Below are 12,917 nucleotides of genomic sequence, written 5' to 3' on the forward strand. Positions count from 1 at the left end.
TTGTTGAAAAATTCATTATTAATTTCAAAGTTCTATATGGGGTCGAAAGATTAATCTTCAAGTAGTTTAGAGCAAGAATAAGGATTTTCAGCTAAGATTAAAACAAGATATTTGAGACTTGAATGATGGAATTACAACGCGGTATTTATCAACATTATAAGGGACAGCTTTATCAGGTGTTTCATGTTGCCACGCACAGTGAAACTGAAGAAAAGCTGGTGGTTTATCAATGTCTCTACGGGGATTATTCAATTTGGGTACGTCCTTTAACGATGTTCACTGAAACCATTACCACTAACGATGATCGTGAAGTGGAGCGTTTTAAATTGATTCAGGCACTTTAAGCCAAACAGACTCAGGGAAGAGTGATGCAAAACTCAGATGAATTTGAAAGATTCATGCAGGAATTATATGAAAAGTTTCATAGGCATGATCTTAAGCAGGCAGATCGCCGGCACCGATATCGCAATATAGAACCAGAATCCGGTCGATTTTTATCTATGCTGATTCGTACGCAACAATCGAAAAGTATTCTGGAAATTGGGACTTCTACTGGTTATTCCACTTTATGGCTGGCAGAAGCGGCTCGGCAGACTCAAGCCATGATTACAACACTTGAAGTTGATGCAGAACGGGTTACTCAGGCAAAGCAATATGCGACAGAAATAGATTTTGCAGATTTAATCAATTTTAAAGTAATTGATGCACAAGTTTATCTGGAGGCAGAACAGGAATTATTTGATTTTATCCTGTTAGATGCTGAACGAGATGCTTATGTCAGTTACTGGCCACATTTGAGTCGATTACTTAAAGCAAAGGGCGGGTTACTGGTAGTTGATAATGTCATTTCACATGCAGCAGAAGTCGAAGAGTTTATTGCCTTAATTCAGCAAGACCCACGTTTTATCATGAGTATTGTACTCATAGGCGCAGGTTTGCTGATGGTGGGATTGCGTTAATTCGATTGGCTCTAATCCATGCAAATTTTATTAAAATGTAAATTATATTCGAGATACTTTTCCACGAATGCGGCTTTGTCTTGGCGTCTTAGCAGGTTGTCATAAATAAATTCAGGTACGGGATGATACAGCTCGGTATGACCATTACTGTATACAATTTTCAGGTGGCGGCTTGAGGGATTGTATTTCCAAGAAATCACGGTAAGCAGTTTTTGCATATGCGTTCCTCCACTGAATATTTCTTATCTTATCATTTGAACTTATGCCATATGGCTCTGCAGATGTATAGCTCAATTGTAAGAATCGGTAAGGATTATGAGAAAGCGAAGCAAAAGATATACCTGAATTTTTATATGATTGATCAAGAAAAAAATAGGACTGCAATATTTAAAGTCCTAACAAAATCATTTTAAAAAATAAAATCCCGTATTGCGCTGACATAAAAGCTTAAACCATAAAAAACCACGCTAAAAAGCGTGGTTTTTTGAATCAGTTCAATCTAATTAAAATTAGATTTTACCTACTAGGTCGATTGAAGGAGCAAGAGTTGCATCGCCTTCTTTCCATTTAGCTGGGCAAACTTCGCCTGGGTGAGCATGTACGTACTGAGCTGCTTTAACTTTACGAAGAAGTTCTTGAGCATCACGGCCGATACCACCAGCGTTGATTTCAACGATTTGGATTTTACCTTCTGGATCGATCACGAAAGTACCACGATCAGCAAGGCCATCAGCTTCGATTAATACGTCAAAGTTTTTAGCAAGTGTCCAGTTTGCATCACCAACCATTACATACTGGATTTTTTTGATTTCTTCTGAAGAATCGTGCCAAGCTTTGTGAGTGAAATGCGTGTCAGTAGAAACTGAGTAGATTTCAACGCCTAGTTTTTGGAATTCAGCGTAGTTGTCAGCAAGGTCACCAAGTTCAGTCGGGCAAACGAAAGTGAAGTCAGCTGGGTAGAAGAATACAACAGACCATTTGCCTTTCAGGTCAGCTTCAGTAACTTCAATGAATTTGCCGTTTTGGAATGCAGTTGCTTTAAATGGTTTAACTTCAGTATTAATTAAGCTCATCATTGTCTCCATGATTGAAGTAGTCTTTGATTTTGAATAAGAGTATCGAAATTTTGGTTGATGCTAAAATGGTATTTTTACATTACAAACATCGGAAAAACCGAATTAAGTAAAAACGCGCCACTTCGGCAAAATCGCTTTGTTCATTGAGCAGCATCAAGATGATGGCCTGATGACAAAATTATCTCTTTTTCCTCGTGCTAGCAAACATGATGTTGAAACCAAAAAATTCAAGGGTGAATCAGGAAAAAAGCATGTTTTCCGCAAAATAATTTAAATATCAATTTCAAAATTAAACTGATGATTAAATCTACTCAGGAAAATTCAAGCGTGTCATATAGATATTTTGATAGGTTTATGGCGCTGAATTGAGGGAAATCAGGCAGCCAAAGCCAATTTGTCCGGCACTTAACAGAACTACGACTATCTGAAATCTAATGAACCAAGTAAAATAAACCTTTCCTGTTTTTTGATGTGGGTGTTTTCTCTGTGCAGAGTCATTTAAATGTAGATCAATGGATAATGGCGCGTGACCGTCACCGTTTAAATCGACTGAAAAAGGGGAAAGACGCAGATGCCAAGCAGTATCAGGAATTATTTGAAAAATCCAATCTGAAAGTACGGCAACAGCTTGAACGTCTTCCGAACATCAAGCTAAATCAGGATCTGCCGGTAACCCAGTATGCTGACAAGCTGATTACCGCGATTCAAAAGCATCAGGTTATTATTGTAGCTGGTGAAACCGGTTCTGGTAAAACCACCCAGTTACCGCAAATTGCTATGCTGGCTGGACGTGGCCTGACCGGAATGATCGGACATACCCAGCCGCGTCGACTGGCAGCCCGCAGCGTATCACAGCGTATTGCCGAAGAAGTTGGCGAAAAACTCGGTGAATCAATTTCCTTTAAAGTACGTTTTACGGAACAGGGTTCACAAGACTCAATTGTGCGTTTGATGACAGACGGTATTTTACTGGCCGAACTGACGCATGACCGATACCTGACCAAATATGACACGATTATTATTGATGAAGCGCATGAACGTTCACTGAATATCGACTTCATTATGGGTTATCTGAAGCAACTGTTGCCGCGTCGTCCCGATCTGAAAGTCATCATTACTTCAGCAACCCTGGATGTAAACCGTTTTAGCAGTTACTTTAATGGTGCACCAATTTTTGAAGTGGAAGGCCGCAGCTTCCCGGTAGAGCTGCGTTATCGCCCGATCTCGGAAATGAGCATTGGCGGTAGTGATGATGATGAGTTTGATGATTTTGAAGAAAACCTGCCTCGCGCTGTGGTCAAAGCAGTCGAAGAATGCTTTCAGGATGCACAGGAAAAAGGTCATCCCGAACATGCCGATATCCTGATTTTTGCCAGTACCGAGCAGGAAATTCGCGAGTTACAGGAAACCCTGATCAAACATGGGCCACGCCACACGGAAGTATTAACTTTATATGCGCGTCTGGCGCTGGCCGAACAGCAGAAAATCTTTAATCCTTCTGGTGGCGGGCGACGCATTATTATTGCCACCAACGTAGCAGAAACAGCTTTAACCGTTCCGAATATCCGGTATGTGATTGATAGCGGTTTTGCCCGTATTTCGCGTTATAACTATCGTTCACGGGTGCAACGTCTACCAATTGAAGCCGTTTCTCAGGCAGCCGCGAACCAGCGTAAAGGTCGTTGTGGTCGTATTGCGCCGGGTGTCTGTATACGCCTGTATTCTGAAGATGATTTCCTCAGCCGTCCAGAGTTTACCGAACCGGAAATCAAGCGAACCAACCTGGCATCTGTAATTTTGCAGATGCAAAGTCTGGGGCTGGGTTCACTCGAAGACTTCGACTTCATTGAGCCACCAGATCACCGTCTGGTGAATGATGGACGTAAGTTGCTCATTGAGCTGGGGGCTTTATCCGAGAAAAAACTTGAGCTTACCAAAATCGGTTATCAAATGGCGAAAATGCCAATTGACCCGCGTTTAGCCCGTATGATTCTCGGTGGGGCACATTTTGGCGTGCTGAATGAGGTTCTGGTGATTGTGGCAGCACTTGCGGTGCAAGATCCACGTGAACGTCCTGCGGATAAACAGATGCAGGCAGATCAGAAACATGCCTTGTTCCGTGAAGCTGATTCTGATTTCCTGTTCTATATCAAGCTCTGGGAGACGCTGCACAATAACCGCGAAAGCATGAGTGAAAATAAGCGCCGTACTTTTGCGCGTAATCACTTCCTGAGCTGGCTGCGTCTGCGTGAATGGAAGAAAACTCATGAGCAGCTGGTGGAGTTGGCTAAGGGTTTAAAACTGTCATTTAATGAAAAGAAAGCCAGTTATGAAAATCTGCACCGTGCCTTGTTGACCGGTCTCTTATCGTTTATCGCCAACAAGACCGATGAGCGTAATGTTTTTATGGCGGTGCGTCAGCAAAAAGCACGGATTTTCCCGGCATCGACTTTGCACAAGACCAATACCCCGTGGGTCATGGCCTTTGAGATGGTGGAAACTTCTCAGGTATATTTACGCACCCTGGCCAAGATTGAACCAGAATGGATTCTGCTGGCGGCACGTGACTTGCTCAAGCATCATTATTTTGAACCGCACTGGTCGAAAAAAGCCGGTGTGGTGAATGCTTATGACCAGATTTCCTTGTTCGGTCTGATTATTGAGCCGAAACGCCCGATTAATTATGAAAAAGTGGATCAAGAAGCTGCACATGAAATTTTCTTACGCGATGCTTTAACTACTGGTCATCTGGGTATTAGTCCGCCATTTTTAAAGCATAACCTGCTCAAACTGGAAGAAGTAGAGCGGGTTGAAGATAAATTGCGCCGTCGTGATCTGGTGGTTGATGAAGAAACCATTTACCAGTTCTATGCCTCGAAAGTGCCGCCTGAAGTGGCCAGCCGTCGTACTTTTGAAGACTGGCGTGCCACGGTTGAGCCTCAGAATCCGCGTTATTTATTTGTCGATGATGATGCGCTATGGCTGAATGACCGGCCGACGACACAACAATTTCCGGACTATTTGCACAATGGTAGCCTGCGTCTGGCTGCAACCTATCGTTTTGACCCGAGTCATGATGAAGATGGCGCGACAGTTAAAATTCCCCTGCAAGCCTTAGCCCAGGTCGATGAAGGTATCTGGTCATGGGGGATTCCGGGTTGGCGTCTGGATCTGATTGAAGCATTGCTAAAAGCTTTGCCGAAGGATAAGCGCCGTAATCTGGTGCCGATTCCGGATACTGCACAAAAACTCATAGCAAAAGTAGATGCGCAGGATTTACAGAAACATATTTTTAGTTTCTTGGCATTCCAGTTGCGAGGCGATCAAATCACGGAGAAAGATTTCAGCTTTGACCGGGTCGATCAGTATCTGTTGCCTTTTATTAAAGTTACTGATGAAAAAGGCCGTGTCATTGAACAAGGGCGTGATCTTGCTGAGCTGAAAGCGCGCTGTCGGACTGAAACGCATAGTCCGGTCAAACAGCTTAAAGGTGAATTTAAAACCTTCCCGGAAAGCTTTGTATTTGAAGCCTCACAAAAAGTCACCGGTGTCGTGGTCAAGCAGTACCAGGCGCTGGTTCCGACTAAAGCTTTTTCTGCCCTGGAGCAGAAAGATGAATCGGGTGTGGTGATTCAGACTTTTAATGATCAGGCTGAAGCGATCAAAAAACATCGTGAAGGAGTGATCCGACTGGTGCATATGCAACTCGGAGACTTGACCCGCCAGTTGAAAAAACAGATTTCCAAACCTCTGGCGCTGGCTTATTCACCACTCGGTGATAAGGCACAACTGGAACAAATGTTAGTTTATGCCACACTGCACATGTCTATTAATGAATTACCTGTCAATGCGCAAGAGTTCCAAAAACTGGTTGAAGATGTAAAAAAATCTTTCTTGACTTATGGCCAAGTTGCCCTGAAAGAGATCACGGATATTTATATCCAGTGGCAGGAAATCCGCCGGAAATTATTGGTTTTAGATCATTCTGTGTTTGAAAAAAATATCAATGATATTGAAGATCAACTTGATTTAATGAGCCTTTCTGACTTTGTGTATCGTAAACCTTCCGATGTATGGATCGAATTTCCACGTTATTTGAAAGCCTTGATCTTGCGTTTGGAGCGCTTGCCCAATAATCTACAAAGGGACAATTCCGCCATTGACCAAATTGATCAATGGATGGAAAAATTATTCAAGTTTAAAGATGACCCTCGCCTGAAAGAATTGTATTTCATGGTCGAGGAGTTAAGAATCTCATTGTTTTCACAACCGATGAAAACAAAAGCACCTGTGTCTCCAACTCGCTTGCAAAAAGTATGGGATCGTCTTGGAATCAGTTAAGATATAGGTAATTCAGATAAGGAATTTTACATGGGCATCCGCATTACGGGTACTGGCTTATTCCATCCGGAACATGTCATCACCAATGAAGAATTAGTTGAAAGTTTAAATGCTTATGTGGAACTGTTTAATCACGAAAATGCTGACAAAATCGCTGCAGGCGAAGTTGAAGCGCGTCGTGGTTCTAGCGCAGACTTTATTGAAAAAGCATCTGGCGTACAACGCCGTTATGTCGTAGAAAAATCAGGTATTCTTGATCCAAAACGCTTACGTCCTAATTTACGTGAACGTGCAGATGATGAAATTTCACTGCAAGCAGAATGGGGCGTAATCGCAGCCAAACAGGCGATGGAAAATGCCGGTGTGACTGCCGAAGACATTGATATCGTGATCTTGTCATGCTCGAATTTGCAACGTGCTTATCCTGCCGTAGCGATCGAGATTCAAACCGCTCTAGGTATCAAAGGCTATGCCTATGACATGAACGTGGCGTGTTCTGCAGCAACATTTGGTCTGAAACAGGCTTATGATGCGATCAAAGCAGGCGCGCGCCGTGTGTTATTGGTGAATGTGGAAATTACCTCTGCACATACCGATTTCCGTTCACGTGACTGTCACTTTATTTTTGGTGATGTGGCAACCGCTTCAATTATTGAAAATACCGACAGCAAAACCGGTTTTGAAATTCTGGATTCTGAGTTGTTTACCCAGTTCTCGAATAACATCCGCAATAACTTTGGTTTCTTGAATACCTCTGAAAATGCTGACATTGACGACAAACGTTTCCGTCAGGATGGTCGTAAGGTATTTAAAGAAGTCTGTCCACTGGTTGCGAAAATGATTACTGCGCAACTGGAAAAGAATCAGATTGAGCCGACAGGTGTTAAACGCTTCTGGTTACACCAGGCCAATGCCAGCATGAATGAACTGATCCTGAAACTGGTGGTTGGTAAAGAAAATGCCAAACCTGGTCTGGTACCGATCATTCTGAACGAGTTTGCCAACACTTCTTCTGCCGGGGTGATCATTGCCTTGCATCGTACTGCACATGAAGTTGAAGATGGTGAATACGGCGTGTTGTGTTCATTTGGTGCGGGTTATTCAGTAGGTTCGATTCTGGTCCAAAAACGCGTGGCATAATCCGGAGTAGATAGGGAGCAGACAGCTTGCAGGTCAAACATGATGGGCAATGGATTAGACGCTTAAGTGCCTTATCCAAATTATATTTTACCCCTACCTTTTTAGGGGCTGAATATATTGATGCCAGTCGGCCTGCAATGTATGTCGGTAATCATTCCATGTACGGCATCTTTGATTCGCCGATGCTGATTGATTATCTCTATAACGAACATAAAGTGGCTGTGGTCAGTATTGCGGATCATAGCCATTTTTATGTACCGTTATGGCGTGAAGCCGTGAAGAAGTTTGGGGCAGTCGATGGCATCCAGCATTATGTACGTGCTGTGATGCAGCAGGGTTATTCCATTCTGGTCTTTCCGGGAGGTGGACGCGAAGTACTCAAACGTCAGGGTGAACAGTATCAACTGATCTGGAAGCAACGCTACGGATTTTTAAAGCTGGCTCAGGAATTCAACTATGATATTGTCCCTTTTGCTGCGCTTGGTGGGGATGAAGTCTATGAGATTGGCTTTGATGCCAATAAGATCATCCAGCATAAATATTTTCAAAAACTCCTCAAAGTACCACAACTCAATAAATTATTACGTCAGGGCGATGTGATTCCATCTTTGCCTAAACGATTATTCCCAAAACGCCTGCCATTTTATTTTCAGTTTATGCCGCGACAATCGATTGCTCAGGTTCAGACTCAGGAAGAGCTGATTGCATTTCGACACAGCTTGCAGCAACATATTTATACCGGCTTGGCCGAGCTTAAGGCGCTACGTCAGCAAGACTAAAAAAGAAAAATTCTTCCTGTAAAATCTAGGCTATGATCTATTGAAATGTTCTATTTTTAGCAATGAGGATGCATGGACGGTTTTATAGTGCAAGTGATGCCATAATGTATTTTTAAGTGTTCACTGATTGGCGATCAAGGACTCAGCATGATCCAATATAAAAATAAGATGATTCTAAGATGACCGAGGTGTACGTATGGAACAGGAAAGCTTGGTAGCATCTTTAAGGTTATTGGCACAACAATGTTTACGGATTTCTCCAGAGCTGAACCAGCTTTATCTTGATCAGATGGCAATAATTGGTCATCTGAATGCACAAAATTTAATAAAAATTCAGCAGGATCAGTGCCGGATTGAATTGCTGGATGGTCTGTTTTATATCCAGTTTCATACTCCCTATGTACTAGACTCTGGAGCTGCACCTGCTTTGGTTGACAGTCATTTTTATTTTCAGCAATGTAAGGCAGAAGCCCTGGAGGAATTCTTTTTACAGGATATCTATTTCCTGACTGGCGATTTAAAACCACAGCATTCGCTGTATTTACGCGACAAAGCCAAACAGTTACGTCAGCTTATCCTGGCTCAGGTTTATGCGTGGGTTAATGGCCTGGAACGGGTGTCCGAATTTCTGCAGCAAATGTCGATTGTTCAAGCTGAGATTATCGACCAGCAGCTGATCAAGGCCGGGTTGTATACAGCACCTGTCATGCAAAACTTTATTCAGGATGAACAAGAGATTCCACAGCAGATTCTTGAAAGCTTGCAACAGGCTTTTTCTTTGGAGTGTCTACAGCAGGATGAATTCCTGTCGATCCAGTCATTGATGGACAGTCTGGATGAGTTCTGTTTTAGCGCCGCACAGTTTTTGCCTCCGGCACTGTTCCGGATTATGTCGCTGTCTTTTGAAGAGCGCTTTAATCTGCATGAATTGAATGATCATACTGATGATATCTGTTTGCTATATCGGCATGCTGAGGAGCAAAGTAATTTGCTCGGTTTTGTCCGATTGATGAACCGGGACGTGTGGCATCGGGATGATTTATTATCCAAACGGAATTTCCTGGAAAATCATCCGTATTTATGGCAGAAAAAAGTAGCCCGATTGCCACTATTTGATTGTCATCGTGCCGTGAACTGGATCTTCAAGCAACCGGCCGAGGTACTGGACTGGATCAGTAATAATATCCAGCATAGCAGTGTACGCGTTGCAGTAACTGCCTTAAGTTTTGTAGACAGCCATCATATTCATCCCCAGATTATTTTGGCGACTTTGCAATATTTTCAATATGTCTCGGCGCGACTGTTTATTCATAGCATGCATGAATATGCAATCCAGCATGACTGGTTTCAGCATCAGTATAATCAGGCGGTGGTATTAAAAGGCACACGCCAATCGATTGAGGATCAGCGGATTGCGATTAGCCCTTCAATTCTGTATCTGGACGAATGGATGGAGCTGCTGCGCAATGTGGTTAAAATGGATGATCAGCTGACTAAAAAGGTTTACCTGAACTTGAGCCGGATGATGCAGGCTTATATGCAGCATTTATATAAAATTACGGCGCATTTACCCGATGAGGTTCTGGTGTATATTCAGCCTCAAAGCCAGCAGAACCGTGATTTCTATAATGTTCTGCACCGCTATCGCATTCCTTTTACTGAGTTCAGGCAGCTGTTTTATTTGCAAAGCGGGCATGTACGTGAGTCGCTTTTTGACAGTTATGTGCGTGACTATCTAGTAGAGTATTTTTCCAGTCATACAGAAATACCGAAAAACCTGAGCTGGACCAGTTTGTTTAATCAGGCGGTCGTCTGGCATGATCAGATTCAAAAGCAGGAAATGATCGCCAAGCTGAAAAAACAGTTTGCACTGGTGAACTGGACACCAATCACTCAGGTTTCATTTTTACTGTATTTCAACTGGCGTTTTGAAGAGCTTAAAACTTTGGAGCGGATTTTAGAGGAATCTAAAATTTTCAGGAACTGTCTGGCGGCAAGCTATGCTCAGCAAATTGTGGAAGGGCAGTATGTGGCCTTTCGTATGTCTCATCCGGCTGTGCGTCTACCCTTGATCTTGGGGTGTCAATTGGTGAATGGACAGGTGATTTTTGATCAGCTGGAATATCCGAATAACCAGAAAGCAGAAGCTGAATACAGTAATATCGCCATGCATTTTATTAACTGGCTCAACTTGCAGGCCTGACAGTTCAATACAGCTTGTTTTCCTCCATGACGCTTAACTTTTCCGCTAAAAATCGTTAGGCTATAGCCGTTCTTTTACGGTATTGCTCTTATGAAACAGGAAACTGCCCTTAAGTTACTCAAAGCAGGAGAAAATGTCTTTTTAACCGGTTCTGCCGGTGCAGGAAAAACCTATACGCTGAATCAATATATTAATTATTTAAAGGCACGTAAGGTCGCCGTCGCGATTACCGCATCGACCGGTATTGCAGCCACACACATGAATGGTATGACTATTCATACCTGGGCAGGCATTGGCATTAAAGACTTTTTGTCTGAAGAAGACTTAAAGCGGATGAAAGAGCGCAAATACTTAAAAGAACATCTGGAAAATGCGCAAGTCCTGATTATTGACGAAATTTCAATGCTGCATGCCAAGCAGCTGAATCTGGTCAATCAGGTATTGAAATATTTCAAGGAAAGTGATGAAGCTTTCGGTGGTATTCAGGTGATTGTAGCAGGGGACTTTTTCCAGTTACCGCCAGTCGGTAAAAATGATGAGCGCAACCGCGACAAATTCTGCTTTATGTCGGATGCCTGGGTCGAAGCCAAGTTTCGCGTTTGCTACCTAACTGAGCAGCATCGTCAGGGCAATGATTATTTGAATGACATTCTGAATGCGATCCGTGCGCAGGCGATTAGCCATGAACACCGCACTGCTTTACAGGCCACGCGACATCAAGAAATTGGTGATACCTATACGCGCCTGTATACGCATAATATGGATGTGGACAGTATTAACTTTAAACATCTGAATGAAATTGACAATGATCCGCGCCAGTTTGATGCGCAGTGTGATGGCAATGAAAAGCTGATCGAGACTTTAAAATCGTCAGTGCGAGCGCCTGAAGCCTTAACCCTGAAAAAACATGCCAAAGTCATGTTTGTGAAAAACAACTTTGATATGGGTTATATCAACGGCAGTCTGGGCGAAGTGATCAGTTTTGAAGAAGATGATGAATATGGTGTGCTGCCTAAAGTCAAACTGACCGATGGCACTACATTGGTGGTTGAGCCTGAAACCTGGTCGGTAGACAATGAGGCCGGTAAAACCATTGCCAGTTTCCAGCAGATTCCATTGCGTCTGGCTTGGGCGATTACCATTCATAAATCACAAGGCATGACTTTGGAAGCCGCTGAAATTGATCTGAGTCATACCTTTGAAAAAGGCCAGGGCTATGTCGCCTTGTCCCGTTTAAAAAGCTTAAATGGCTTACGTTTAAAAGGCTTTAATGAACAGGCTTTGGAGCTCGATAGTCTGGCGATTAAAGCCGATCGCCGTTTTCAGGAACTTTCTGATGAAGCCGAAGCGAATTTCGAAAATGTCGATTTGACTGCGCAGCACAAAGCCTTTATCCGACATTGTGGCGGGACTTTGAATGAAGTTGAAATCCAGCGCAATGAGAAGAAAATTGCCAAGAATGCTGGAAAACAAAGCTATGCCACTGCAACGTTAGATGAAACGCGTGAACTGTTTGAAGAAGGCTATGAAATTGCCGATATCGCGACTGAACGTGGTTTGACTCCGGCAACCATCATCAATCATTTGGGACGTTTGCATAAAGAGCAGGGACTGGATATTTCAGTTGCCCATCCGGGTGAAGAGGTCGTGGAGCAGGTGCGCAAGATTTATAAACGCTTGACCAAGCGTCAAAATTCGGAACATTTTAATGATGACGGTTCTATTAAGCTGCGTCCGATTGTGGAATTGACTACGCCTAAAATGGCTTATGACCAGGTGCGTCTAGCACTACTATTTGTAGAGTAATCATCAAAATGATGTTTAAGAGTTCTTAAGATGCACAGTTTATTCGTATACGGCACGCTTCGTCCGCAGCAACCCAATGCCCATGTGATGGAACGGATTGGGGGAAGCTGGAAAGCCGGTTATATTCGTGGGCATTTGCAGCAGCGCGGTTGGGGTGCTGAGCTGGGCAGTCCGGGTATTCAGCTCAGTGATTCGGGAGAGACTGTTACCGGTTATGTATTCATATCCGAGAATCTCCCTAAATATTGGAATGAGCTGGATGTATTTGAAGGCGATGAATATCAACGTATTCCGGTTAAAGTATATTTGGAAAATGGTCAGATGGTAGAAAGTTTGGTCTATGCTTTGAAAGATTAGACTGGTAGGTGTCATTTATTGAATTTCTGATTTTTATCAGGTCACCGCTTTTAAAAATCATTCACTTTCCTTTGCTTTAATTTTGAAAGATCGAATTAATAAATATTCCGTTGATTTGATAGTATCTTCTGAGCAAGCCTGACGTACTGCGTTAGAGATTAGCGCAAGATAATCATCGGGCGATCTGCATATTTCCCGTTATATGATTATTTTTGAGAAATCTTTGCATACTGGTGAAGGGTGCTGATGATTTGAA

10 protein-coding genes are annotated in these 12,917 nt (G+C 43.0%); 8 read left to right on the forward strand and 2 right to left on the reverse strand.

The features are described from left to right. Window positions 1–125: 125 nt before the first annotated feature. Window positions 126–344: a DUF1653 domain-containing protein gene (locus H0S56_RS05460; protein ID WP_034436473.1), complete on the forward strand. Its 219-nt coding sequence runs from the start codon at window positions 126–128 to the stop codon at window positions 342–344. Window positions 345–368: 24 nt separating this feature from the next. Further along, window positions 369–959: an O-methyltransferase gene (locus tag H0S56_RS05465; protein ID WP_195725842.1), complete on the forward strand. Its 591-nt coding sequence runs from the start codon at window positions 369–371 to the stop codon at window positions 957–959. An 11-nt stretch (window positions 960–970) separates the two neighbouring features. Here H0S56_RS05465 and H0S56_RS05470 read toward each other — a convergent pair whose 3' ends face one another. Both H0S56_RS05470 and ahpC read right to left on the reverse strand, forming a co-directional pair. Beyond that, the gene (locus H0S56_RS05470) at window positions 971–1,177 is read right to left on the reverse strand and encodes a KTSC domain-containing protein (protein ID WP_004278917.1); all 207 of its coding nucleotides are present in this window, start codon (window positions 1,175–1,177) and stop codon (window positions 971–973) included. Window positions 1,178–1,468: 291 nt separating this feature from the next. Continuing rightward, window positions 1,469–2,032, reverse strand: coding sequence for an alkyl hydroperoxide reductase subunit C (gene ahpC / locus H0S56_RS05475; RefSeq protein ID WP_004278916.1), 564 nt, complete (start codon window positions 2,030–2,032; stop codon window positions 1,469–1,471). 489 nt (window positions 2,033–2,521) lie between these two features. Here ahpC and hrpA point away from each other — a divergent pair, with 489 nt between their 5' ends. From hrpA to H0S56_RS05505, 6 genes are all read left to right on the forward strand, one after another. Continuing rightward, window positions 2,522–6,376 carry an ATP-dependent RNA helicase HrpA gene (hrpA, locus tag H0S56_RS05480; protein WP_195725843.1) on the forward strand — a complete coding sequence of 1,285 codons (3,855 nt, stop codon included), beginning with the start codon at window positions 2,522–2,524 and terminating at the stop codon, window positions 6,374–6,376. Between the two features lie 30 nt (window positions 6,377–6,406). Then, window positions 6,407–7,516: a beta-ketoacyl-ACP synthase III gene (locus H0S56_RS05485; RefSeq protein ID WP_004278914.1), complete on the forward strand. Its 1,110-nt coding sequence runs from the start codon at window positions 6,407–6,409 to the stop codon at window positions 7,514–7,516. Between the two features lie 26 nt (window positions 7,517–7,542). Beyond that, a complete protein-coding gene (locus H0S56_RS05490) occupies window positions 7,543–8,295 on the forward strand; it encodes a 1-acyl-sn-glycerol-3-phosphate acyltransferase (protein WP_004278913.1) in 753 nt (250 codons plus the stop codon). A 196-nt stretch (window positions 8,296–8,491) separates the two neighbouring features. Beyond that, window positions 8,492–10,498 carry a hypothetical protein gene (locus H0S56_RS05495; RefSeq protein WP_195725844.1) on the forward strand — a complete coding sequence of 669 codons (2,007 nt, stop codon included), beginning with the start codon at window positions 8,492–8,494 and terminating at the stop codon, window positions 10,496–10,498. A 90-nt stretch (window positions 10,499–10,588) separates the two neighbouring features. Beyond that, on the forward strand, window positions 10,589–12,304 hold the full coding sequence (locus H0S56_RS05500; protein ID WP_004278911.1) for an AAA family ATPase: 1,716 nt from the start codon (window positions 10,589–10,591) through the stop codon (window positions 12,302–12,304). 30 nt (window positions 12,305–12,334) lie between these two features. Further along, complete coding sequence (locus H0S56_RS05505) at window positions 12,335–12,661, forward strand: gamma-glutamylcyclotransferase family protein (protein WP_071851983.1); 327 nt, start codon at window positions 12,335–12,337, stop codon at window positions 12,659–12,661. Window positions 12,662–12,917: the final 256 nt, after the last annotated feature.

It is taken from the genome of Acinetobacter lwoffii (assembly GCF_015602705.1).
Classification (GTDB): Bacteria; Pseudomonadota; Gammaproteobacteria; order Pseudomonadales; family Moraxellaceae; genus Acinetobacter; species Acinetobacter lwoffii_E.

Bases quoted from the DNA above. Each gene is read 5' to 3' on its own strand.
- H0S56_RS05460 (WP_034436473.1), top strand. From the start codon at position 126: ATGGAATTACAACGCGGTATTTATCAACATTATAAGGGACAGCTTTAT.
- H0S56_RS05465 (WP_195725842.1), top strand. From the start codon at position 369: ATGCAAAACTCAGATGAATTTGAAAGATTCATGCAGGAATTATATGAA.
- H0S56_RS05470 (WP_004278917.1), bottom strand. From the start codon at position 1,177: ATGCAAAAACTGCTTACCGTGATTTCTTGGAAATACAATCCCTCAAGC.
- ahpC (WP_004278916.1), bottom strand. From the start codon at position 2,032: ATGAGCTTAATTAATACTGAAGTTAAACCATTTAAAGCAACTGCATTC.
- H0S56_RS05485 (WP_004278914.1), top strand. From the start codon at position 6,407: ATGGGCATCCGCATTACGGGTACTGGCTTATTCCATCCGGAACATGTC.
- H0S56_RS05495 (WP_195725844.1), top strand. From the start codon at position 8,492: ATGGAACAGGAAAGCTTGGTAGCATCTTTAAGGTTATTGGCACAACAA.
- H0S56_RS05500 (WP_004278911.1), top strand. From the start codon at position 10,589: ATGAAACAGGAAACTGCCCTTAAGTTACTCAAAGCAGGAGAAAATGTC.
- H0S56_RS05505 (WP_071851983.1), top strand. From the start codon at position 12,335: ATGCACAGTTTATTCGTATACGGCACGCTTCGTCCGCAGCAACCCAAT.